The organism is Leucothrix arctica, assembly GCF_003172895.1.
Lineage (GTDB): Bacteria > Pseudomonadota > Gammaproteobacteria > Thiotrichales > Thiotrichaceae > Leucothrix > Leucothrix arctica.
This window is the reverse complement of record NZ_QGKL01000035.1, coordinates 249,402-274,327: the sequence shown is the minus strand read 5'-3', so window position 1 is coordinate 274,327 and position 24,926 is coordinate 249,402. Positions and strand designations below refer to the sequence as shown.

16 protein-coding genes are annotated in these 24,926 nt (G+C 43.9%); 1 reads left to right on the top strand and 15 read right to left on the bottom strand.

Annotation, left to right across the window (positions count from 1 at the left end; genetic code table 11):
• The 11 genes from DKT75_RS13575 to DKT75_RS13525 all read right to left on the bottom strand — a co-directional run.
• Positions 1-10,261: tandem-95 repeat protein (locus DKT75_RS13575; RefSeq protein ID WP_146201380.1), on the bottom strand; the 10,261-nt coding region annotated here is incomplete at its 3' end.
• A gap of 122 nt (positions 10,262-10,383) precedes the next feature.
• Positions 10,384-11,100: a glutamate racemase gene (gene murI / locus DKT75_RS13570; RefSeq protein WP_109823975.1), complete on the bottom strand. Its 717-nt coding sequence runs from the start codon at positions 11,098-11,100 to the stop codon at positions 10,384-10,386.
• Between the two features lie 12 nt (positions 11,101-11,112).
• A complete protein-coding gene (locus DKT75_RS13565) occupies positions 11,113-11,658 on the bottom strand; it encodes a thioredoxin family protein (RefSeq protein WP_109823974.1) in 546 nt (181 codons plus the stop codon).
• Positions 11,659-11,722: 64 nt separating this feature from the next.
• Complete coding sequence (locus DKT75_RS13560; RefSeq protein WP_109823973.1) at positions 11,723-12,694, bottom strand: NAD(P)/FAD-dependent oxidoreductase; 972 nt, start codon at positions 12,692-12,694, stop codon at positions 11,723-11,725.
• Between the two features lie 63 nt (positions 12,695-12,757).
• Complete coding sequence (locus DKT75_RS13555; RefSeq protein ID WP_245923208.1) at positions 12,758-13,318, bottom strand: DUF3833 domain-containing protein; 561 nt, start codon at positions 13,316-13,318, stop codon at positions 12,758-12,760.
• On the bottom strand, positions 13,318-13,818 hold the full coding sequence (locus tag DKT75_RS13550; RefSeq protein WP_158278872.1) for a DUF2878 domain-containing protein: 501 nt from the start codon (positions 13,816-13,818) through the stop codon (positions 13,318-13,320). The genes DKT75_RS13555 and DKT75_RS13550 overlap by 1 nt, the downstream gene beginning before the upstream one ends.
• Positions 13,796-15,058, bottom strand: coding sequence for an SAM-dependent methyltransferase (locus tag DKT75_RS13545; protein WP_109823971.1), 1,263 nt, complete (start codon positions 15,056-15,058; stop codon positions 13,796-13,798). The genes DKT75_RS13550 and DKT75_RS13545 overlap by 23 nt, the downstream gene beginning before the upstream one ends.
• The gene (locus tag DKT75_RS13540) at positions 15,055-15,798 is read right to left on the bottom strand and encodes a DUF1365 domain-containing protein (protein ID WP_109823970.1); all 744 of its coding nucleotides are present in this window, start codon (positions 15,796-15,798) and stop codon (positions 15,055-15,057) included. Before DKT75_RS13540 ends, DKT75_RS13545 begins: the two co-directional genes overlap by 4 nt.
• Positions 15,798-17,057 (bottom strand): NAD(P)/FAD-dependent oxidoreductase, encoded by a 1,260-nt coding sequence (locus tag DKT75_RS13535; RefSeq protein ID WP_109823969.1) that lies wholly within the window; start codon positions 17,055-17,057, stop codon positions 15,798-15,800. Before DKT75_RS13535 ends, DKT75_RS13540 begins: the two co-directional genes overlap by 1 nt.
• Positions 17,054-17,779 (bottom strand): SDR family NAD(P)-dependent oxidoreductase, encoded by a 726-nt coding sequence (locus DKT75_RS13530; protein WP_109823968.1) that lies wholly within the window; start codon positions 17,777-17,779, stop codon positions 17,054-17,056. Before DKT75_RS13530 ends, DKT75_RS13535 begins: the two co-directional genes overlap by 4 nt.
• Positions 17,776-18,231, bottom strand: a complete 456-nt coding sequence (locus tag DKT75_RS13525; RefSeq protein ID WP_109823967.1) for a nuclear transport factor 2 family protein — start codon at positions 18,229-18,231, stop codon at positions 17,776-17,778. Before DKT75_RS13525 ends, DKT75_RS13530 begins: the two co-directional genes overlap by 4 nt.
• A 105-nt stretch (positions 18,232-18,336) precedes the next feature.
• Between DKT75_RS13525 and DKT75_RS13520 the strand changes: the two genes are divergently transcribed.
• Complete coding sequence (locus DKT75_RS13520; protein WP_109823966.1) at positions 18,337-19,629, top strand: sensor histidine kinase; 1,293 nt, start codon at positions 18,337-18,339, stop codon at positions 19,627-19,629.
• 10 nt (positions 19,630-19,639) lie between these two features.
• Here the strand turns inward: DKT75_RS13520 and DKT75_RS13515 are convergent, their stop codons facing one another.
• The 4 genes from DKT75_RS13515 to DKT75_RS13500 all read right to left on the bottom strand — a co-directional run bounded on the left by DKT75_RS13515 (position 19,640) and on the right by DKT75_RS13500 (position 24,816).
• Positions 19,640-21,823 carry a sensor domain-containing protein gene (locus DKT75_RS13515; RefSeq protein ID WP_109823965.1) on the bottom strand — a complete coding sequence of 728 codons (2,184 nt, stop codon included), beginning with the start codon at positions 21,821-21,823 and terminating at the stop codon, positions 19,640-19,642.
• Positions 21,814-22,944: an FIST C-terminal domain-containing protein gene (locus tag DKT75_RS13510; protein WP_109823964.1), complete on the bottom strand. Its 1,131-nt coding sequence runs from the start codon at positions 22,942-22,944 to the stop codon at positions 21,814-21,816. Before DKT75_RS13510 ends, DKT75_RS13515 begins: the two co-directional genes overlap by 10 nt.
• A gap of 186 nt (positions 22,945-23,130) precedes the next feature.
• Positions 23,131-23,808 carry a response regulator transcription factor gene (locus DKT75_RS13505; protein WP_109823963.1) on the bottom strand — a complete coding sequence of 226 codons (678 nt, stop codon included), beginning with the start codon at positions 23,806-23,808 and terminating at the stop codon, positions 23,131-23,133.
• Between the two features lie 6 nt (positions 23,809-23,814).
• Positions 23,815-24,816: a metal-dependent hydrolase gene (locus DKT75_RS13500; protein ID WP_109823962.1), complete on the bottom strand. Its 1,002-nt coding sequence runs from the start codon at positions 24,814-24,816 to the stop codon at positions 23,815-23,817.
• Positions 24,817-24,926 lie beyond the last annotated feature (110 nt).

The window sequence follows — 24,926 nt, the reverse complement described above, 5'->3', positions numbered from 1 at the left end:
CACCTGCACTATCAGGATCTAGCGCTGCATCAAGTAGATTTAGTCCAACATCGATCTGAATATTAGCGAGTGTTGAGCGAATATTGCTCGCTGCACTCACACTCCCCAGACTAAACATCCCCGTCGGATCAACCATATTCACCGGATTAGCATTCGCATACAGGTACTTGTGCAAGGTAATCGGATCTGAGTTATTCCCCATCCATGTATCTTGCTGGGTGAATCGCCCTTGGTGCGGGTTGTAGTAACGGGCACGAAGATAGTAGAACGCGAGGTTGGCGTCGTATTGTTCTCCCGTGAATCGGTAGCGGTTTACGGTGTTACCAAGTGTTTCTAGGTCTTCACCAAAGGCATCATAGCGGTAGCGGTCAGTGAGCGTGCCGCTACTATCGGTGAGTAGGCGTGTACTACCTAAACCATCGTAGTGATAGTAGCTCGTATCAGTATCGCGCTGCTGTTGCAGTAGGTCGTCGCCGTAGAGGTAGTTGACTTGGATTTGGCCCGTTGCATCCTGCTCTTGCACCACTTGTGCGTAGGCTTGGTTGTTATCAATGACGAAGCGGGTGTCTGTGCCGTTTTTCTGCGAACTAGTACGGATGCCGTTAATGTCATAGGTATAACGTAGTGTGTCGGTAATGACGCCTGCTTCGCGTGTTTCTACCTCAATAAGTTGATTCAGTGCATTGTATTGATAAACAGTGACTGTGCCGTCAATGGTCATTTCCAGCGTACTGCCATTATCATCGTAGCGGTAGTGTTCGCCACCTTGCTGCGTCAGTCGGTCATTATCATCGTAGGTGTAGGCCGTAGTAATACCGTTGACCACACCTTGCGTACGATTACCGATGTTGTCGTATTCATAGCTAGCCGTGTGGGTCACAGTGGCGCTAGAGTCAGTCACTTCCTCCGCATCTAGGCGATGAATCGCATCGTACTGATAGCGGCTGAGTGTGCCGTCTGCATCGGTAATCGACGTTCGTTGACCCGTGGCATTGAGTTGGTAGGTAAAGGTGTCGAGTAACGCCCCATCAGCGGTCTTGTGCTGCAACTCAGTCAGGCGGTTTAGGCTGTTGTAGTGATAGCTTGCCTGAGTGCCGTTAGGCTGAGTGATTGACTCACGGTTGCCAACGGCATCGTAAGTGTACTGAGTCACACCACCTTCAGTATCCGTTACTGTATCTAAACGTTTAAGCCCATCATAGGTGTAACGCGTGATGACTTGACTCGCGTCGGTTTGCTCAGTGATGAACTGTGTTTTATTACCTGACAGGTCGTATTGGTAGCTTAGGACAATGCTGCTAGGCTTTGTCTCAGTGAGTAGTCTTCCAAGTGAGTCATAGCTATAACGGGTGATATCACCGTCTTGGTCAGCACTGAGTACTTGACCAACTGCGTCATACGTCCAACTTTTGGTAATCGTTCCCGCAATTGTTTGAAGTATCGGACGGTTGTTGATGTCGTACTCAGTATCGGTACGTTGACCTTTAAAGTCCGTATGCGCAATGCGGTTGCCCGATACGTCATATTCAAAGGTTTCAACCTGTCCCATAGGTAGAGTACGGCTAGTGACACGACCGAGGTTGTCATAGCTCCAATGGGTGGTGCGGCCTTCTGCATCGGTTTGCGTGAGCTTGTTGTTTTGCTCATCGTAGCTGTAGCTGGTTTCGTGACCGAGTGCGTTGATGACTTTGGTGAGGTTACCCACACCGTCGTATTCGTAGAAGGTGGTGTTGCCCGCTTGGTCGGTGCTGCTGGTTTTGCGGCCTCTGACGTCATAAACGGTGCTGCTGGTCGTGCCATCCGCAAAGTGTGTTTCGATCAATCGGTCGCTTAGATCAAAGATGTAGTTGGTGGTACTGTTATTTGCATCGGTCATGCTGATGCGATTACCACGTTGGTCATAGCCATACTGGGTAATGTTACCCAAAGCGTCAGTAACAGCAATTTGTCGGCCAGCGGCATCTAAGGTGTATTGGGTACGATTACCCAACGCATCGATTGCAGCGATCATTCTACCCGCCGCATCGTATTCACTTTGGCTGGTGCTGCCGTCTGGGTAGGTGGTTTTGATCAGGCGATTGGCTGCATCGTACTCCATTAAGGTGGTGCGACCCGCGCGGTCTGTTTCGCTGATTTTATTGCCTTCAGGGTCGTAGTCCATTTGGCTGGTAGTGCCATCTGGGTACGTCATCTGTTCCATCAGTCCACGCGCGTTGTAGCTGTACTCGGTACGACGGCCAACGGCGTCGATAGTCGCGGCTTCTTGCCCAAAGACGGTGTACTCTGTTTCGGTAACGCGGCCCATTGGGTCGGTGGTTTTAATCACTCGGCCTTTAGCATCGTACTCGTAACGGGTAGTGAGTAAGTGCGTGACACCTTGAGCATCGGTACGGCTGGTGGTTTCGCTAGTTTTGCGTCCCATTGCCGTGTAGACATCATAGCCGTTGGTGGTTTTGACGCCATTGGCATTGGTTTCTGTGAGCACATGACCGAAGGGGTTGTAGGTCATCTGCATTTGCGTGCCGACGGCATCAACCATTTCTGTTGGGCTGGTAGACCACGTGCCATAGTTTAGGCTGGTGGTTTCACCCAGTGCGTTAGTCAGGGAGGTAAGCTGGTCTTTACCATCATAGACGTTGGTGATGCCTACTGTACCATCAGGGTTGGTGATGGTTAACGGCTTGCTGTTGTTGTTATAGGTATAACTTGTGATGTTGCCTAGGGCATCTGTATCGCTGAGCTGGTTACGCTTGTCGTCATAAGTCCCTGTACTGGTGTTACCCAGTGCATCAGTACGCGACAGTTCATTGAAGTTGTCATCATACGTTCGTGTAGTGGTTTCGCCTGCGCCATTAGTTTCTGCGAGGATATTTCCCATACCGTCATAGCTGAAGACTTGAGTAAAGCCTCGGCGATTTTGGACGATCTCGGTGTTACTGCCAAGGTTATGGGTGAACTCAATACGGTTGCCATCTGCATCTATTTGAGCCACTAAGCGCCCTGCTTCGTCGTATTCATTACGCGTAACACGTACACCACGAGGATCAAGAATATCAACTAAGCCATGTTCACTGTTATAGGCAAACGTGGTGGCATTATCGAGCTGGTCTTTGTGCGCTATTAGGTTTCCGTCTGTATCATACTCATAGGTGATCTGGGTTTCATCGGGCAGTGTGATTGCGCTGATGTTGCCGTTCTCATCGCGGGTGAAACTAACACTTGCACCTGTGCTGTGAAGAACTCCATCACCTGTGAAGGTAAGTGACTGACCGCTTGGCTCGGTGACTTTACGGATATTGAACCCTTGTTCAAGGTCGTAGATATAGCCGTCAGCGGTGGTTAGTTGGTAGTTGTTTGGGTCAACGTTTACACTCGGATCAGTCAAATCAACTAAGTTACCATTTACAATACGAACGGTACTGTAGTCTGTCTGCACGAGTGTTGATGAAGTACCAGACAATGGCTCAAATACAATTCCAACATCCAACGCAGGAGTGATTTGCTGGCAACTAGGGCTTGCTTTAGCAACGAATTTTTCTACGCGACCACTAGGCAAAGTTACGCTAACAATAGGGTCGCCATTTGGCTCAACACACCAGTTATCAAAGAAACCGGCGGAGTACTGGTTAAGCTCCCATGAGAGACCTATTGGACGAGACTCTTGGACACGTGCATTTTGATAGTCAATGCTCCAGCCATAACCGAAGTCAAGGTCTTGATCTTTTTGACGTGAGTCGTAAGTACGGGTAACGACGATTGGTATTCCCGCTAGCGGGATGTTGACGTCTTCGAAGGTGACGGAGAAGTTGCCGACTTTTAGGTCGCCTTCTACAAGTAAGTCTAATGTTTCAGTTGTCGTAAGGTTGCTTTTATCTATTGCTATTAACTCAAGCGTGTATTGACCATTGATTAATTGGCTAGGGTCAAAAGTAGCAAGCACTTGATTAGTAACAGCCTGAGTGCCTTGAGCAATAACAATAGTCTCTGCACCTAGCTGCTCGCTAGAGCGATAAGATAAAGTCCAACTATCTAGATTACTATCGTTAATACTGGCCACAATTTCTGTTGGAGCAGTAATAATAGTTAACTTCTCAGGTGAATGTATAGTTACTTCTGGAGCCACAACCGTTGAAACGACCTCAATACTTACATTTACAGTGTCGGATGCTACATTGCCTTCATTATCAGTAACCTTCAAAGCAAAAGTATGTAAGCCAATCGCAAGGCTCTCCATTGAGAGTACTACTTGATCAGAAATTACAATATTCTGTTTTGACCATTCGTAGCTAACAATCTCTCCGTTAGGATCAAAACTAGCAGAACCGTCAAGTGTAACCGTTGCACCTTCTAAGCCAATTTGGTCATCACCTGCTACTGCAATTAAACTATTCTCTGCGTCTCCAACCGAAATTAAGACGGTATCTTGTTTTATTACATTGTTGCTGTCTGTCACTTTTAGGGTAATTTCATTTACACCCAACGATAAGCTCTGAACATAACTAGTTTGGCCAGTAGCAAGAAGCTGTCCACCCTTAAACCATTCAAATTTAACCATGTCAGCATAGAAGTTATGACTCTTACTTCCATCGAGCGTAATACCCTCCCCAGAAGTGACTTGCTTATCTACTCCTGCTGAAACAATAAAGCTATTGGATAAGTCGAGATCTATAACATTCACCATTACAACGTCGCTAGACTCAGCGCCATCATCACGCAGAATAGTTAAGGTTATTTCGTTTGCGCCGATAGGAAGGTTGTTGATTTCACATTCAATATCATTTTCACAATAGATTGTGTCTGCGGTATGCCATTTATAAGATGTAATCGCTCCAGGGCTAAGACCAGTCTTTAGAGTTACGGACTCCCCTTCAAATATTGACTGATCCAATCCCGCATCTGCCGATAGCACACTGTCTTGAACTTCGACAGTAATTTGGTCACTACTGCTCATACCATTGTTATCAGTACCCGTCAGAGTAATTACATGTGTCCCGATGGGTAAGTCTTCGATAATGCAGCTTTTAGTATCACAATGCAGGGTATCTCCTTCTTCCCACTTAAACTCGATAACATAATTTTGAGAATCATTAGCAACGAGGGAGCTACTACTAGATATCAGATCATATACACCATAACCAACGGTTATTGGTGAAAACCTTACTGACTCACCAACACTAATCACCCGATCTATACCAGCATAAATACGTGGTGACTGATTAGGAAGAACCGTTACCTTAGTTATATATCGTTTTGCTGGGCTACCATAGTTATCGGTATGTTCAAAAGTGAAGACATGCTCACCAACACTTAAACTCGATGGTTCAACATAACATGTTGTCAAGAGAGTCCGCTGAGAACTACAGATTGAAGTGCCATCAGCATGAAACCAAGTGCCCAGCATTGTTTGCGGTAATGTACGCCAAGATGCTGATAAAATAGCAGTCTCGCTTTGGAGAATTTCTTGGTCATCGGCAAGATACGCATATGAGTATCTTGGCACGATTGTGATAACTACATCATCCTCAGCTTCAACTAGGTTATCACCATTATCTCGATATGCACCTCTTAAGGTTAAAAAGTGACTGCCCAGCGGTAAATCTATCAACTTTTGATAAGTTAATGCAGCACCATCTTTGTACCAAGAACCAAACAAACTACCGTTTGTATATGTTGGGTCATAACCAGTAAATTGTCCTCTAAACAGCGTTCTATCTGGACCAGCATCAATAGGGTTATCATGTAACTCTCTATTTACTACTGTTAATTTAACAGTATCTAAAGCATCGAAGCCATTTCCATCTTTAGCACTAAATGTAAGTATGTACCCCCCCTCGGGGAACACAATATCACTACAGTTTTGAGAGTTACAAATTACACCTTCTTGGCTTTCCCAACTAAACTCACTACCATAACTATCAAGAACACTATAATAGCCATTTAAAGTAAACGGTACTCCAGAAAAAGCCATCAAATCAGTCCCTGCATACACAGTACCTATACCCGTTTCCTTTACAGTTACTCTCACATCGTCAGAAGCACTTAAGCCATTTGAGTCAATTATTGTATGGGTAACCACATACTCACCCACAGGTAAATTTGTAGAATCGAAATCACAGGCCCTTATCGAAGAAGGGACATCACATATCAACTCACCATTCATACTCCATTGATGTTTTGAAACCGAACCATTGACGACATAACTCAAGGTTCTTAAGACCAGATTTCGGCCTTTAAATACAACTTGGTCATCGCCAGCCAGAGCAACAGGTGGATTTAAACCAATAACTGTCACCAGCAGGCTATCTTGACTTTTTTCTCCAGAGCTAGATGTAATTGTTAGGGTTACTTTGTGAACCCCCAAACCTAACCCAGTATAACAATAGCGTGACAATGACTGACAAACTTGTTCTCCACCAATAGACCAGACTCTTTGATAAAAATCCCCACTTTCAATATGCCTGCTACCTGCCGAGTCTAATGATATATTACTTCCTAACAACACTGTCTGGTCGGCTCCAGCTTCAGCAAATACTTCAAACTCTGAGGGAGCAACACGAACAGTTACTTCATCACTAGCTTTCTTGCCCTGTTGATCAGTTACGGTCAAAACAAGGCGATGTTCCCCCACAACTGTTGGGGAGTACTCCAACTTACTAGTCGAACTGGCGGAGCTGATAACTTCACCGCCTTCCCTCCATTCAAAACTATCTATCGGTCCATCAAGGTCATAACTTCGATCTGCATTTAAAGTGACAGTGGTATTTTCGTAAATAACTTGGTCAGCACCGGCATTTGCTACAGGAGGGGTTTGAGGATACACAGGTAGATTAACTTCATAGCTCGAAGCATCATTAGTTAAAGTAACGTCTATATCACCCTGTTTACCTAACCCCTCCGCTTTAAGAGTTATCTGTTTGTCACCGAACAAGGCAACCTCGATTGCAGAGAGGTTGTTACTATCAAAGCTTAATAAATATCTGCCGCTCTCATCTGACTGAATAGTTTGTAAGTGATACAAACTACGATTAACACCGAGCGATGGAGAGCTGTCTTTCTCATACACGTCAATACTAACGCTGGGAACAGGGTTTCCATCTCCATCAACAATAGTTCCCGTGACACTAATCAAACTAGCAATCTGTTGCTCATCAATTACGATACAACTATCTAAAACAACACTATTCCTTCCTGCTTCAATATAATATGGATTCGCTCTATAGCTACCGAACTTACCTTCATTGCTACTGCCAAAAAGGTTAAAGCGGTCATCTCCAATAATACTGCTTAATACTAATTTTCCAATCTCATTAGTCTTACTTAGCTTTCTCCAACTCCCATTAGTTGGCTCAAGGCCAACATATCCTTCGACTGGGTTACCATTTGTATCTTCAATACATACTTCTAAGGAACTAACATCAAGATATTTATCTAAATTCCATGTCGCTACTCTATCGATAGCTGTTCGGTATGACTTTGTGAGCGGATCATAAGTCGCAGCACCATCTTCTACCCACAAACCTTGATCAGTATCGTAGTACCACATTGGTATTGTTGAAGGTTTATCTAAACCTTCATCAGCTGGAATTGAAATCGTTATTTCTTGCCCATCACTTAGATTAATTGGATTACCGTTATCATCTTCTAGTTCGAGTTTTGTAAAACCATAAGACACCAACTCCCCAACCACACCTTCATTATTTACAGCACGATTATCTCCAGGAAACTCATTTTGGCCTTCCTCTGTTGTTACGGGGAAGTACGAAGCTGAAAGCGTCAAATTACCCGAGTAACTTTCACCTAGAGCATTTTTATAATCCCCAGATGGCAAAACTATCTCCATGCCGTCTGATGTAATTTGAGCACCTTCCTGAGTATCAAAACTTTTTACAATTTTCGGACGTGACAGCACGATATTTTGAATAGATTCATTTTCAGAGGATACTTGTGTAATTTCTGAATTTTGAAGAAAGCTATAATGAGATGCAGTTACTACTGCACGCTCCATTGGTAATACCGTCGAAAATAAGTACTCACCATAACTATTTGTGACAACTAACTCACCTGTTGCCAACTCAACTTGAGCATTTGGAATATAAGCCCCAACTTGATCAACAACCTTGCCTGAGAGAGAGCCAGGTAAAGAAGTGTTTTTATTCACAGTGACGACAATACTATCCCTTGCCACTGCACCGGAGTCGTCTTTTGCTTCAATTGTAAAGGTGTGACTACCAAGAGATAAACCTGATACAACGGTCGTTCCTTCATTAGCAATAACTGTATCGCTATTCATCCACTGTAAACTTACAATAGTTCCATCGATGTCATAGGCAGTAGCCTTTAGAGTGACTGATTCAGTTTCAAGAACGGTTTGACTAGAGCTTGTTTCTACGACTGGAGCATCATTAACTGGGCGGATCTCTAGATTAATATACGCAGTCTCTGAATCTGCCTGACCATCATTAACTTTAAAGGCGATAGTATCTGAGCCGAAGTAATTATCAACGGGGGTATAAACCAAGTCTGGCGCTTCACCAGAAACTTTTCCGTACGTAGGATTCTGAATAACACTGAAGGTTAAGTCATCACTTTCAGCGTCTGCTGCTAATAGCATAAACGACTTCGAGCCGTCCTCATCGAGAGTAATAGCAACTGATTCAGCGACTGGTGGCGTGTTGGGAAGAGCCTCGACGGTGACGCTTACCCTATCTGTAGCTGTTGCACCCTCATTATCCGTTACAATCACTGTAAAAAGGTGCGTCCCTACCAATAAGCTACTAACATCCAGCGATAAATTGTTACCTAGTTCAGTTTCACCACTCAACCACTGCTGAGCTACAACTTGACCATCAACGTCACTAGCAGTCGCCAAAAGGGTAAGAACGCCACCTTCTAGAATACTTCTATCTTCACCTGCATTTACAGTAGGCAAGTCGTTAACAGGCAATACTGTAATTGAGACTGTAGCGAGATCTGAACTATCGGTGCCATCATCAACTTGAAACTGAAAACTATCAACTCCGTTGAAGTTCTCATTTGCAGTATATATAAGGTTTGGTGCTACACCACTTAGCACTCCATGACTTGGCTGATCTATAACCGAGTACGTAAGAAGAGTCCCGTCCACATCCTCTCCCGTTAAAGTAATAAGTAAGAGCGTATCTTCCTCAATTTCTAAGTTTTCAGCATTTGCTGTTGGCTTGTCATTTACAGGAGCCACATTGATAGTTACCACACCAAGATCTGAACTAACTTGACCATCACTTACGCTATAGCTAAGAGAATCCGTGCCATTAAAGTTCGGCTCTGGCTGATAATATAAGTTTGGAGCTATACCTGTAACTGCACCGTTCGAAGCTGTACTTACAACTGTAAAACTTAATGTATCAGAGTCTATATCCGACCCTAAAAGCGTGATCGGAAAGCCTACATCTTCATTGGTATCGAAAGATTGGTTCTCAACTTTTGGGGCATCATTTTGTGGCGCAACAACGATATCAACCTTAGCTGATAATGACTCTAACTCCCCATCATTTGCCTTGAATGTGAAGTCATCACTGCCAGAGAAGTTTTCATTAGGGATATAAATCAGATTTGGTGCAGTACCCTCTAGAGCACCATGCTTCGGCTGCTGGTCTACAGCGTAAGAAAGTACATCACCATCAGCGTCGGAAGCTAATAATTCAATGACAGCACTTTGATCTTCATTTAATTCAACAAATAGGTTTGTTGATATCGGTGGATTATTAACCTCAACAACGCCACAATTTGCTTCGTTATTATCTACCGAATCATAAATCGAACCATCGTCAACCGCTTCTTTCTTTTTACTTTTAGGAACCGATACTTGAACTGTGCCACCACAGCTTGCCCCTTGAGAGTCAGTAGCTAAATAACTCACATGGTAGACACGACCATTTCCATTGCCTTTTCTTTCATTTCGAATGAAAGCACTACTAGTACCAACACCATATCCATCATAAGCGGTATTTCCATCACCAGTGGAGTTGAGCGGTTCATCTTGTTTTATACATTGTATCTGGGTTGATACAGCGTCACCGTCAGGGTCAACAACGCCAGAAATGCTTATCTGTGTGAACTTATGATTTGGCGGCCATATTTTACTAAGGGGGCTAGGAAAAGCACTATTACAATCAGGTGCTAGGTTATTTATTGGGGTATTAGCATATAGCGCCACGGGGTTTATAGCAGATAAAACGAACCCGAAACTAACTAATAGTCTTCTGATCATTTGTAGAGGCATGATGTCATTCCCAACTGATATTCTTAGTAAAGTACGTACTTGCGGGCACAACTTAACCTATAGAACACTAAACCTCAACAATCGACCCTCAAGAAAATATCGACTTTAAGACAAGCGGGAAATTACACAGAACTACTAAACACCTCTAGACCTCCTTTTCCAGCTCCCAACAAACCACCCTCCATCAACCGCTTCCCAACCTGCTCCGCCACCGCATCCTGAGTCTCAATGATTTGTATACTTTCCCCAGCAATCCTAAAAATAATCGGCACCAAAAACGTATAATGCGTACATCCCATCACAAATGTATCAACACCTTGCACCAACAATGGCTCAACATACTTCCGCACCAATACTTCCGTTTCAGGCGTATTAATCAGTTCATTCTCAATCTGCTCAACAAATCCTGGACACCCCTGTAACACAAACTCACAACCATTCGCATGACGAGCCACTAACTGCTTAAGGTAGTCACTATCCGCGGTGTACTGAGTCGCCAAAACGGCTATTCGACCTGTTTTCGTCAACTGAATAGCAGGCTTAACCCCCGGCTCTACACCAATAATGGGTACCGCAAACTCTTTACGAAGTGTTTCTATGGTTGAGACAGTCGCCGTATTGCACGCGACCACAATTGCCTTGGCGCCACGCGCTAGCAAAAGCGCGGTAATGTAGCGCGAACGCGCTAGGATAAAGGCTTGAGATTTTTCGCCATAAGGGGCGTGTTTGGAGTCGGCATAGTAGAGTAAAGACTCACACGGCAGTAACTTACGAATGCTGCGAGCGACGGACAAGCCGCCCACTCCCGAGTCAAAAATACCAATAGGACTATTGTTCATCGTTCGAAAGGATTAACGCCACTTAATAGAACAGCCTACACTCGATTGCTGTTCAGCGGGACCTGTGCCTGTTTGCGCCACTAAGCGCATCGCATCCAGTAATTCGGGAGTGCGGCCATCACTGTCACCACTACCCGCATCATCTAGACGGCCACGATATTGCAACTCACTCACGTTATTAAAACCAAAGAAGTCTGGTGTGCAGGTCGCGCCATACGCTTTACCAATAGACTGATCTTCATCGACTAAGTATGGAAATATAAACTGGTATTTTTCTGCGAACAACTTCATATTTGCAGGAGAGTCTGCTGGATAAAGCAGATAGTCATTAGACATCACTGCGACCGTATTTATACCCTGAGCTTTTAGCGTTACCGCGTCTTTTGCTAAACGCTCCACAGCTGCGATAACGTAAGGACAATGGTTACAAATAAAAGCGACGAGTAAACCATTATCACCGACTTGCTCGGGCAAGGTGTATTCTTTACCATCAAAGCTCTTGAGCGTGAAGTCTGGTGCTTTCCAACCAAAGTCACACAACGGTGTATCCAACAACATAGGGTATCCTTTCTAGGTGCCTTCAGAGAAGACTAACTGGGTAAGAATACCCTAAATCACGCTATTACAGTAACTCTTCGGCTGCAGCCCATCCAGATAGCACTGCACCTTCTACTCGAGGACCACCAAATGCATCTCCCGCTAGAACCATTTTTGGCGCCTGGCTCACCACTAAGTAAGGGTGAGCTTCAGTAGTAACCGGTTTACTATAAAGCCAAACGTGAACTTGAAAACTCTTCACCGACGCGCCCAACAGATGCTCTGCCATGTCTAACAATTCTTGGCCTACTTCAGTTCGGTCACGGTCCCAGTTATCACGACTGTACTCAGCATTCGCTTGCAACGTAATCGTAGGTACTTCTGTTATGCCTTTTTGAACATTATCTGCCAACCATGAGATCGGCCCAACGCTCATTTCTAACCCACCAGGCTCAGGCACTTCAGGCTCATGATGCAATACTGCCATCACGGTTATACAAGGGTGATATTCAATCCCTTGTAACTGTGCTGTATCAGCCTCACTCATCGCGACACTGCCAGCTTCCAATAAGGCTAGAGTCTGCGGCACAGGTGACGCAATCAGCATTTCTTTACTGTGAATAGCCTCGCCTGTCTCTAATGTTGTGAGCCAATCATCACCATCTAACGTGACCGATACCGCCCGTTTACCCAGCACTGTTTCAATGCCTTTAGCCAATTGCTTAGCCATCGCACTCATCGTCGGAGCGCCACGATAATGCGGGTAAGTATCATCGTCTTCACCGCCACTGCGATACCATTCTTTAACAGCGCCTGATGCTTCCCATGAACTTAACAGCGCTTTAAAACGCTCAGTTCTAGCTGTTACAAACTGCGCACCATGCTCTGCTATTGCACCGTCACCCATGCGACGGTTAGCCATACGACCACCTAAACCGCGGGATTTATCAATCACAAGGACTTGCTTGCCTGCGGCGTTTAAGTCTGCAGCAGCGGCTAAGCCCGCCATGCCTGCACCAATAATAAGAACGTCGGTGTGCGTTGGAATCTCTGACATGATCTACCTGTTAAGTAATGTTATTAAGTTAAAACGGTGATGCTATCCAATAGAAGGTATCACTTATTTTTTAAAGCTAATGAGAATTTCACCCACTTTAAAGCCAAACTTAGACATAGTGGCACGATTAATCAATACATCGTCATCGCTCAAGTACATCCAGTCATCAAGGTTGAGTGCCAAAGTACTGCCTTTATAGGGCACTTCCAACACGTACTTCCAGTTAAGCGCATTGCCTTTAGCCTCACCGTAGGCAGTACCCACTACATCATCGGCTTCACCTGTGTATTTGTTATTCGCTAGCTTCTTGATTTTCCATTGGCGAAAGCTCTTTTCACCATCATCAAACTCAAAGTACTCATCCAGCGTTAGCATTTGTGTTTTCTCGTCCCAAGTACCTTCCAAGTCCACCAAGAAGTTACGGGTTGGCAAGCCGCTACGGTCAAACAAAATCCCATACGCTTTACTTTTCCCAAGGAAATACTCTTCTATCTTCAGCTCAGGTTTGACGCTGGTGACATCTTGAATGCTATTAGTAGAACAACTACTTAAGCCCATTGCTGAAACAGCAATGACGGCCAATACCATTAAACCCAATCGTATTTGTTTTGCTAAGGCGTACATTAAACGACCCTCTTGTTATTGTATTTAGCAACTCGGGACATCAGTAAAATAAGCAATGCCCAAAGCACTGCAAGAATCCCTAAAGTGTTGATTTCTGGCGGAGCCATATACATGGCACCAAAGTTACTACCGGCAACATAACTCGTTGCTCCCGATATACCACCCAATACTGCAACTGCTATCCAAGGCACTTTTTCCAACCATCTCAAACTATGATTGAAACTAATGATGAGATGCACCCATAGCAACACCATCCAAACAGGTAGAGTCAGCGCACTTTCGTACCACACAAGCTCCGACAGTATCAGCCCCATTTCTACCAATAAACCTAACGGTAATAGAAACAAAACCAACTTAAGATCAGCACGCCTGCTAGTCGTGAAGTAAAAGTGCAATGCTAGCAACGGAACCATTATCCAAAAGGCTTGGTCACGTAACAATGCAGCACTAAACCAGGCGGCTTGAAAGACAAAAATATTAGCTATTGAGAACGGCGGCATGATCTGGATCCACATAACGAGGTTTTTCGGCAACAAGGTGTACAGTACTGATTACACGCTCACGGAACCCACCTTCACAGTAGTAAAAGTAGAACTGCCACATGCGGTAAAAGGTATCATCCAACCCTAAACCCGCAAGCTCACCACGCACTGACTTCAAACGCTCCGACCACTTCTTTAGCGTGATCGCATAGTCCAAACCAATGTCCGTAGTACCCACGACTTTCATGTCAGTGTGCTTGGCAATCGTCTTATTCATAATACCCGTCGATGGCAAAAAACCACCCGGGAATATATAGCGCTGAATGTAATCAGTCTGCTTGCGGTAATGGTCATAACGCTGATCGGCAATAGTAATCGCTTGAATCAACATCTTGCCATTTGGCTTCAGCAAAGCATTACAGGTTTTAAAGAATGTCGGCAAATAGCTATGCCCAACAGCCTCAATCATTTCGATAGACACTAACTTGTCGTAGCGTCCTTCAAGGTTACGATAGTCTTCTTTAAGTAACGTGATTTGATCACCCAAACCCTGCTTCTCTATCTCAGCGTGTGCCCACGCATGTTGCTCTTCTGAAATAGTCGTTGTAGTAACATGAACACCGTAATTTTTCGCAGCATACAGTGCAAAACCGCCCCACCCTGTACCAATCTCAATAACCGACTCACCCGCTTTTAACTGCAAACGCTGGCAAATATCGTCAAGCTTTTGTAGTTGCGCTTCATGCAAGGTTGTCTCAGGCGTATTAAATACAGCACTGGAGTACATCATGGTCTCGTCTAGAAACAGCTTATAAAAGTCATTTCCTAAGTCATAGTGCGCCACGATGTTCTTCTTAGAACCTTCCTTAGAGTTACGTTTCGCAAAGTGATAAAAACGCTGAGCAGTGCTCGTGAAAAAGGTGTACTTCTGATCAATCGTATCCATCAACGCTTCGTTACGTACCATAATACGCACGACAGCGGTAACGTCGGGGCTATCCCATAAACCATTAAAGTAGCATTCTCCAGCTGCGTTAGTTCCACCCGTCAAAATTTTGCTGTAAAGACTTTGGTCATGCACAATCACATGCGCACTCAAGTCACTACCCTCTACCCCAAAGTGATGAGTCTCATTTTGCTCTTGAATCGTTAACGAGCCTTCCTCAAGTTTTCCTAGCAGTTTGAACAACATGCTTCTAGCCGTTGCTTGCCACCACGTCGGTTTCGTTGACTCTGCAATGCCCACTTGTGAACTCATTTTTTTAACTCCTTGCTCTTTTTCGTATAGGTGACATAAGAAATACCCTTGAGGTATATCTTTGCTGCCTGCCAATAAATCCCCAACATCGTCTTTACCGTCATGGCAGGAATTTTAATTAATTGTTTGATTAAGTTGCTGCGCGTAAACGCTTGTTTGTCCATGTAAATAGTCGCATCGAATAGCTTATTACCATCTGGCTCTACGTTATCTATATTTAAATACAAACGTGGATTTAGTGGTGTGAAGCGCCAGCGGTAAGCCATGTCTTCATTCATAAATGGCGACACATGGAACGTCTTGTCTGTCATGACATTTTGCTTATGCTCAACCAAGTAACAATGACGCTCATTCCACGGCGTATTACTCACTTCAGCAACCAAGTAACGCAACTCTCCACCACGATCGTGACAGTAGTAAAAATTCACTGGGCTAAAATAAATATCAAAGCAACGTAACTGCCCTAACAGGGTTACTTTCCCACCCCAGTTTTCACCCCCTAACGACTCCACTTTGTGCCACACTTTTTGCGCTGTCAGCTTGCCTTGTCCGTCTAGGTAATCGCTGTGCCTAAAGCTCAGTACTGCCTTTTTTTCTACACCAAACCATCGTCCAATAGACAAGCCATCATTTAGCTCATCCAAGTCCAAAGCCGTCAAAAATAACTTATAGTTAAAAGCGTTACTTTTCTCCCCGTAACGACGATGTCTAACTCGACCCGAGTAGATGGCGCTATCCATCAGGCGTTCTCAAAACGTAGTGCGACATCTACCGCACTGCGTACGCCATCTTCATGAAATCCGCTGTACCAATACGCGCCACAAAAGTGTGTTTTGTTCTGCCCACAAATCTCATTTCGACGGCCTTGTGCAGCCACCATGTCACGGCTAAACACCGGATGATCATAATGAAACGTCCGTAGTATTTTGCTTGGATCAATACGGTCAGTGGTATTCAGCGACACACAAAACTCTGGTGCGCCTTCTGGTAAACACTGTAATAAATTCATGCTGTAAGTAACCGACGCGGCGACTGCCTTATCTTCAGCAACACCCGATAAGTGATAATTCCAACACGCCACTGCTTCTGGTATTTCAGGCAACATATTGCGGTCGGTATGGAGTACCACTTCGTTTTGGCGGTATGGAATAGCGCCCAATACACTCTGTTCTGCTTCACTAGCATCGCCCAATAACGCTAGCGCTTGGTTACTGTGACACGCAAAAATCACCTCATCAAAATGCTGAACGTCACCATTTCCGAGCGTAATCTCAACCCCGTCATCCGTTCGCAATACCTTACTAACAGGCGTTGATAACTGAATATCGTCTTTGAATTTTGCTGTGACTGCCGGAATGTATTCACGCGATCCGCCCTTAATAGAGAACCACTGCGGACGATTAACCACGTTTAATAAACCGTGATTATCAAAAAATCGAATGAAAAAACGTAGCGGAAACGCTTCAACTTCACCGAGACTTGCTGACCAAATAGCAGCAGCCATTGGTAAAATATAATTCTCTGCGAAGTACGGGCTAAAGTCTTCCTTATCCAAGAACTCTTTGACGCTTAACTCAGGATCAATCTCGCCTTTATTAAGTGCTTTACAACGTTTGTTAAAGCGCAAAATTTCAGAGATCAAACGCCAAAACTTCATCTTAAAGAAGTTACTGCGCTGCGCGAATAAACTGCTCAGTGTATTACCGTTATAAACCAAACCAGTACTCGCATTCTCGACGCTAAAGCTCATGTTCGTTTCTTGGTACTCCACCTTTAGCTCGTCCATCAAGCCCTGAAAGTGTGGATAGGTATGGTCGTTAAACACGATAAAACCCGTATCAATCGCCCATGGCTTTCCATCAACTTCAACATCAATCGTTGCAGTATGGCCGCCGATGTAGTCATTCGCTTCAAAGACAGTAACTTGATGATTAGGTGATAACTTATGACCACAAATAAGCCCAGAAATACCCGAGCCAATAATTGCAATATTACTCATGACTGCCCCATCCGTAGTGACAACCAGTGCTGGAAGCTCATCGGTAACTTACCAACCAAGCCCAATATAAATGTAAATAAACGTGGCGTTTTAACATGCAGTTTACGCTTTGCCAAACCTTTTTGAATCTCATCTGACGCTTGCTCTACCGAGATTTTCATTGGCATATTAAAGTCGTTTTTAGCGGTTAATGCTGTTTCTACAAAACCAGGACTAACCAGACTCACAGCAATCTTTTGTGGTGCCAAATCAACCGCTAAGGTTTGTGCTAAGTAAGCAATTGCCGCCTTACTTGCGCCATACGCCTGAGCACGAGTAAACGGGAAGAAGCTTGCACTTGAGCCCATCAACGCCAATTGCCCGCCGTCTTTTACTTTCGGTAAAAAAGCACTTAGACAATCTGACGTACCGAGTAAATTGCTATTAACCACTCGACGAAACATTTCCGTATCGAAGTGCTTAACGTCATCCATGTACTCACAGGTTCCAGCGTTTAAAATCAACATATCTAGCGGCTGTTCTAGTTTCTTACTCGCCTCAACCACTTCATTAGGAATAGAAATATCAAACGCCAGTGTGCTTATATTCTCGTTAGCCTCAAGCTCAGCAAGCACGCCTTTGTTGCGGCCACACGCCACAACATGCCAATCGCTTTTTGCGTAGTTCAACGCTAACTGCTTACCAATACCGGATGTTGCACCAGTAATAAGAACCGTTTTCATGAGATCGCCTTTTTCTTAATGAAACGGATAACCGACCCAAGCACAGGAATATGCTCATAAAGCATCTGACCCATGTCGATAAAGTCACGGTGATAGGTAATTTTTTCCTCAAACCGTAAGTCTGTAGCACCGTCTACTGTAATATTTTTGCCACCCGATAACTTAGGGTGCGCAAAGTCCATTTGCCATGTTAAAAAAGCATGGCCAGAACTGTCTGATTGAATGTATTTAATGTCGAACCTGCAGTACTCTAAGTTGCTGTAAAGCCCCTCAAAATAATCCGTCAAATTACTGATACCTTGTAGCTGATGAGACGAGTCAATGAACTCCACATCATCACTATAAACCTCTGATAACCTATGCAAATTATCCTTATTCAGCGACTGATAAAGCTCAGCGAAATCAGTGATGATCTTAGGCTCTACTGGATGTGACGCGTTGTCTGTACTCATAACTTTCTAGCCTCGACAGTGTTCTTAATTCAGGACACAATGAATAATCAATGGCTTTAGTGTGCCAATGACAATGTCAAAACAACGTGAAGATAGGAAAATATTTTGCAAAAGTCGGGTATCAACAACAAACTGATTCGAGTATTTGTGCTGCAACTGTTATTCATCAGTACTGTAACGGTGCTGGGTGTTTTTGTCGCGGCCATCATTGTTGAGCAGGTCATGGTTAAAACAGCCTTAAAAAACGAGGCCATACACTATTGGGCACAATTAGAACAAAACCCAAACCACCCAGTACCAAACACTGACAACCTACGCGGCTACATATCAATAGATGACAACTTAAACAACGTTCCGACTGAGTTACGTGATATTAGCGATAATTATGGACGAGTTGTGTTTGACGGGCACAAGCCGATTTTGTTTACTGAGGTTCGGGATAATAAGAAGTTATTCCTATTGTTTGATGAACAAAGTGTCCGTGCGCTATCGTTTTACTTTGGTGTAATGCCACTGAGTATGGTGCTTATCATCATCTATTTGTCAGCCTGGTTTGTTTACAAGTACTCACGCAAAACACTCTCACCATTGATGTCATTAGCCCAAACTATGCGTCATTTTGACCTCTCGAAGGACGAACTCGACTCATTGCAATTGGATAAGTACACACAAGAACATAGCAAAGACGAAGTGAGCGTGCTTGCCGACTCCCTCAAAGGGTTTACCCAGCAGTTAAAAAACCAACTGCAACGCGAGCGTGAGTTTACACATGATGTGAGTCACGAACTTCGCACACCTCTGGCCGTCATCAAAGGGTCACTTGAAATACTGGATAAACAAAAGGACAAAACACCCGCTCAGCAACGCGCCATCAAGCGAATGCAAACGACATCAAATGACATGCTATCCATGATTGAAACGCTAATGGTATTGGCACGTGACAGCAAGTTAGGACAAGAAAACAAAGAGACAGTGACACTCAATAAGTTACTCCCTACCCTAATTCAACAAGTAAACAATACCCACAACGCTGACCAACATGTGGTGATTAGTTTGGAAGAACAGGCTGACTTGCAAGTCGAAGCACCCAATCAAGCCGTCAGTATTGTGCTCAGCAACTTATTGAGAAATGCATGCAATTACACAGAAAAAGGCACGGTAATCGTCACGATACGGAAAAGTAGCGTCAGTATTAGTGACAGTGGTAAAGGCATTGCTAAGGACGAAATAGAACGCATACAAAAGCCGTTTGAGCGCTCAAGTACACAACAAGGTGGTTATGGTTTGGGGCTGGATATAGTGAGACGTTTTTGCCAGCGCTTTGATTGGCGCTTAGGGATTTATAGCGAGGTAGAGAAAGGTACAACGGTAACAGTCACTTTGATAAGAAATCACTAGCGGGTTCACCTCAGCTAAATGCTTTCTCTGTAACAAGCGTCGTTGGCTCACCAAGGTAATAACCTTGTACATAATCCACGCCTATCTCTGTCACTTTGGCCAAAATATCTGAGTTACTGACATACTCTGCAACCGTCAAAATATTCATTGCCTTTGCGGCAGATACAATTGATTGGACCACAATCGCGTCGATCTCATTATCACAAATATCTCGAATAAAAGAACCATCGATTTTAAGGTATTTGATAGGTAGATTCTTCAGGTAACTAAAAGACGACACCCCTGTTCCGAAGTCATCTAGGGCAAAAGATACGCCCAAATAGTTCAGCTTTCCCATGAAAGCAATACACTTAGAAAGGTTAGTTATTGCCGAAGTCTCTGTAATCTCTAAGCACAAATAGTTAGCTTCTAATGGAAACTCAGAAATAAGGTCATACAACATCGCACGACTATTAGCAGTGCTTAACGTCACCCCTGAAATATTCACATTCAAAGTGCATTGTTTATTGGTTCGCAAATACCGTAGCGTCTTTTTAAGTACCCAAAGGTCGATCTCACTGATCTTTCCACTACGCTCAGCAGCAGGTAAAAAGGCATTAGGAGGAATCAACTTGCCATCCTTTCGAATGCGTAATAGCACTTCCTCATGTGACGTTTTAGTAACATCTGACACAGGAATAATGCGCTGTCGGTACAAAACAAACTGGTAACTATCATCTAAGTTGAGTAACGCCAAATTAACGCAATGAAGGTAACTGAGGTCTAATTCAACATCACCCTTTTTAGAGGTATTTTTATCAGCTAGTGTGACTTGATTACGACCGTTTTCTTTAGACGATAAACACGCTTCATCAGCACGAAGAAAAATAGCATCCGCATCCGTGTCAGTAATTTTAATTTTGGTCACACCCAAACTGATGCCGACTGTGAATATATTTCTTTCCCAGCGAAAACGCAGACGGTCAATATTCTTACGAATACGCTCAGCAATGTTTAGCCCATTATCTATCGTACAATTCTCTAAAATAACGCAAAACTCATCCCCACCAACACGCGCTAACACGTCATTGTCGCTAATCTCTTGAAGCATTAGCGTAGTGACTTGTTGTAACAGCGCATCTCCGGCTAAATGACCTCCGATATCATTCACATGTTTAAAGCGGTCAAGGTCCATACAGATCAATACCGAAGGCTTAGTACGCTTGTCAGTAATGATCTGATTCATTTTTTCTTCAAAGCCACGACGATTAAATGCCTGAGTTAAAGGGTCATGGTTTACATGCCATATTAGCTCTTGCTGCAACTGGTGCGCTTCTGTGATGTCGTTGAAAGTGCACACGTAATAGCGACTTCCCTCTTGTCCTTCTTTCACATGGTCCGGAATACTTTGCACATTCAAACGAACCACCAGCCTACAATTATCGGTGAGCGACAAAACGACTGGCTTCTCGTAAAACCAACTACCTTCTTTTTGACAGGCTTTAAAAATCTCATTTGTAATATCTTGGAATTTCACACTATCTAAAATTCTGAAATACTTTGTGACGTTATTATTAATACTAGAGAATTTTTTAACGTTTAGTAGTCTTCTTCCGGCTGGATTCATAAAATCAACCACACCATTATCATCAAACACCAGCACTGCATCTTTAATCGCGTGAAGGATGTGTGTCAGCTTATTTTTCTCTGTTTTAAGATGCTCAGAAATAGTTTTTATATGATCATGGTCTCGATCAATCGAGAGAAACTGCATCCTATCGACATAGATCTGGCCGAACCTCGTAATAGGCGCGTTTAGAGCCGTTATTAAACCAGCATTAAACGGTTTAGCCATTCGTTCAATGATCATATAACCTAAGTTTTTAATGCTGTAGCAGTACCAATAAACGTGGTCAATGACGATCTCTTCAACAAACTCACTAGATTCAGGCAAGTCAGCAGAGACATACTTTTCTAGGTGAGGATGCGTTTCAATGCTAGGTGCCAACAACGGCACTCGATGGTGATAATCCTCAAGCCCTACCGCTTTATTTTCTTTTTGTATGATGTAGATACAGCGAAGGTTGAGCGCTTTGATAGCACGCATAGTAAAACGCTGCAAAATCTCATCTGGCTCAGAAGAAGAGCCCAATACCATCACTAACTCTTGCTGCAACATCACTAAGTGATAGGCTGCATTTGCATTCATATCCATAAATTAGCCACAACTAAAGACATGCTGTGAAAACACGCCAGACCGGTACTGTTACTCGCAATTTCACCAATTGATCTGACACCAATAATCTGACGACTATTACCCATGCTATTAGTCAGAATAGCTAACTCTTCATCGCTCTTTTCTGCCATGTGGGCGCGTCGACCAGAACAACTAAAAACAATCGAGAGATCTGGTTTCTCACTGGCTATCGTTTTAAAACTATCAGCCTTATTTCTCACATAGTTTAGTAAATTTTCCTGTTTACCAGAAAGAATATAAACACTTGAAAATTCGGGGATGTCACCGAAAAAATGCATGTCCTCATCATCAGAAGACTGTATGGCTCTTACGATCATATCCTCATCGTAAGGCTGGATGCCGATGGGATATATTTCTATCATTTGTTGAAACGTCAGATCGTTCGCTTCGTCACCGACGCTATTTTTAATCAGGCTTTCGTAATAAGGTTTTATCGCTTGATAATCTAAGGTCTTAACCCTATTTTGTTCCGACTCTGTCACCAAGTGTGGGCCAGATAAAACCGCCCAACCATGACCAACATGGTTTTTTTGCTTATACGGAAACGAAGTAATTTGCACCGCATCTGCAACCAAGCCATCATTAGTAACAATACTGCTACCATCTAGGTCTGACAAGATACCTGTGCCGGTACCTGCATACTGAGAGCTTTGTCCATTTCGATAGTAAAGCGTATCTAAAGCCGCTTCTGCCGCTCGCATTTTAGTGTTGGAAAAGACCAAACTAGTCTTATGGTCTGTGCCTTCTAAAATAGAATCTTGTTGTTGATATAATACTGAACTCAAGTTGCTAGCATCCAGAAACGTCGATACTCGTGTCTCGTGAAACCAGAGAACGGCAATCATCCCATCCGTAAAGTACTGACCGTCATAGATAACTTCACCGAATACACCACCCGACACTGGAACAGTCATGTTCTTTAAAAAGGGATCAATTGTGTCTTGGTTTTGAAGGTACTCGGAAGCAATCAGAAACGTGATACTTTTAATCCCACGTTCTTCAACATCTTGAAGTTGTTTTTCAAAATACGCCATCGAGCGGGCTTCACGATCAAACAGAACTTGAGGAGACTTGTTCATAAGAATTCAACATTATTTTTTATGGGTTAACCATAACCTAAATAACATCAAAATAAATATATAATTGGACGAGTGGAGATTAATAATAAGTCAAAAACAACAGTAAACGACATGACAATCTCACCACATAAGTCCTCTACCACGCTAAGGCTAGATACTTTAGTTTTTCCAACACCAATAAACTGGTCAAAAAGGTACAACCAGCTTCAACCCAACACCCTTCACCGTCTGCACCATTGACTGATCAAACGGATGATCAACACCTTTACGCAGATTATAAATATGACTGCGCAGCACGTCAGTGTCAGGCACGTCACTGCCCCACAACTCCTGCTCCATGGCTTCACGCGTCACCACGTCGGGGTACTCACGCATAAGAATATTTAAAATGCGGAAACTAGTCGGTGACACTTCCACCGACTTTCCAGCACGTGTAATTTGCTGGCTACCACCGTCTAACACCAAGTCACCAATGCTGAGCTGCTTCTGAGTCACTTGGCCACGGTTACGCTTAACCAAAGCTTGTAAACGCATCACTAACTCTTGGTTTTCAAACGGCTTCACCAAGTAATCGTCTGCGCCATGCTCAAACCCAGACAGCTTATCATCAAGCTGATCTCGCGCCGTTAACATGATAATGGGCGTGTCTATTTTGTGCAGCTGACGCAGCTTTTGACAGATCGTAAACCCATCCATACCCGGCAGGTTTACATCCAAAATAATCGCGTCAAACGTCTGAGTCGTCGCCAACTCAAACCCCTGCGTCCCTGTCGAGGCGTAGTCCACGTCAATAGACTCCGTCGCAAGGTAGTCGATAAGTGTCTCGGCTAATAAACGATGGTCTTCAACTAATAGCACTAACATGCAACATTACTCCCATATCATTTGCCATAGACGCTTAACTGCACCACGACTATCACCACGATCATTATAGTAAACGATGTGATCTTCAGGCGTCGCATCTGGCGACAAATCGATTCCCCATAACGGTTGAATCTCTTGTGGTAACAGTGAATAACGGATGTCAGCCACGCGGTTTGGGTTGTTTTTATCTAGTGCAATATAGTCCATAGAGAACCAACGGAAACGCTCAATATCTTTCGCTTGCTGAGAACTTTTATCCAACCACGGTAAGTCACGGTCAATGTCTAACTTCTTAGACGACTGCCCTTCCCAAACGTTGGGCGTGTCACCAAACGGTTTAATCGCGTCCACATAAAATGTATCTTTGGTTTCCGTGATGATCTTCCAAACGACAATATTTGCAAAGCTAGGCTTAGCTTCAAGCCTTACCACCTCTAGTCCACGTGACTCTGCCAGCTTCACGCCTTCTGCCAATGCACGCTCGTGCAAGTAAGCCGCAAAGCCAAAATACAACACCAACCACGCAATGGCTAAAAACACATAGCCCCGCGCCTTTCGACGAGCCGCCAGTATCGTTAGTACCAAAATTGGCACGGTCACCAATGGGTCAATAACGGAAATAATGTCCCATGAAAAACGAGTATTAGTCAGCGGCCAAAGCAACTGCGTGCCGTAGCTAGTACACGCGTCCAGCAAAGCGTGAGTGGCATAACCAATAATGCACCACAGCAAGGTTTGTAAAAAACTCAGCCCCCATCGCCGGCCCAATAAGGGGTGTAGCACCAAGCTAACAATCAAACCACCAAAGGGAATAAATAATAGCGAATGCGTGAAGTGACGGTGGTATTCCAACGCCAACAACGGATCATTCATCGAACGAATAAGGATATCCAAGTCGGGCGCCATGCCTGCTAACGCACCGATAACACCCGCTTTCGCGATGTCTTTTTTACGGCCGTGCAACTGCGCAAATACCGCACCAAAAGCACCTTGAGTGATTGGATCCATAGTTGTTCCTAATAATTTAAAATAGCGAAGCCAATAGTGCTTTTATGTCTTGGATTAATCAATAAAAAAGCGCGAATAGTTTCCCATTCACGCTCTATTACTTTCTAGTT

Excerpts from the sequence above, each read along its gene's own strand:
- murI (WP_109823975.1), bottom strand. The coding sequence starts at position 11,100 with ATGAACAATAGTCCTATTGGTATTTTTGACTCGGGAGTGGGCGGCTTG.
- DKT75_RS13565 (WP_109823974.1), bottom strand. The coding sequence starts at position 11,658 with ATGTTGTTGGATACACCGTTGTGTGACTTTGGTTGGAAAGCACCAGAC.
- DKT75_RS13560 (WP_109823973.1), bottom strand. The coding sequence starts at position 12,694 with ATGTCAGAGATTCCAACGCACACCGACGTTCTTATTATTGGTGCAGGC.
- DKT75_RS13555 (WP_245923208.1), bottom strand. The coding sequence starts at position 13,318 with ATGTACGCCTTAGCAAAACAAATACGATTGGGTTTAATGGTATTGGCC.
- DKT75_RS13550 (WP_158278872.1), bottom strand. The coding sequence starts at position 13,818 with ATGCCGCCGTTCTCAATAGCTAATATTTTTGTCTTTCAAGCCGCCTGG.
- DKT75_RS13545 (WP_109823971.1), bottom strand. The coding sequence starts at position 15,058 with ATGAGTTCACAAGTGGGCATTGCAGAGTCAACGAAACCGACGTGGTGG.
- DKT75_RS13540 (WP_109823970.1), bottom strand. The coding sequence starts at position 15,798 with ATGGATAGCGCCATCTACTCGGGTCGAGTTAGACATCGTCGTTACGGG.
- DKT75_RS13535 (WP_109823969.1), bottom strand. The coding sequence starts at position 17,057 with ATGAGTAATATTGCAATTATTGGCTCGGGTATTTCTGGGCTTATTTGT.
- DKT75_RS13530 (WP_109823968.1), bottom strand. The coding sequence starts at position 17,779 with ATGAAAACGGTTCTTATTACTGGTGCAACATCCGGTATTGGTAAGCAG.
- DKT75_RS13525 (WP_109823967.1), bottom strand. The coding sequence starts at position 18,231 with ATGAGTACAGACAACGCGTCACATCCAGTAGAGCCTAAGATCATCACT.
- DKT75_RS13515 (WP_109823965.1), bottom strand. The coding sequence starts at position 21,823 with ATGGATATGAATGCAAATGCAGCCTATCACTTAGTGATGTTGCAGCAA.
- DKT75_RS13510 (WP_109823964.1), bottom strand. The coding sequence starts at position 22,944 with ATGAACAAGTCTCCTCAAGTTCTGTTTGATCGTGAAGCCCGCTCGATG.
- DKT75_RS13505 (WP_109823963.1), bottom strand. The coding sequence starts at position 23,808 with ATGTTAGTGCTATTAGTTGAAGACCATCGTTTATTAGCCGAGACACTT.
- DKT75_RS13500 (WP_109823962.1), bottom strand. The coding sequence starts at position 24,816 with ATGGATCCAATCACTCAAGGTGCTTTTGGTGCGGTATTTGCGCAGTTG.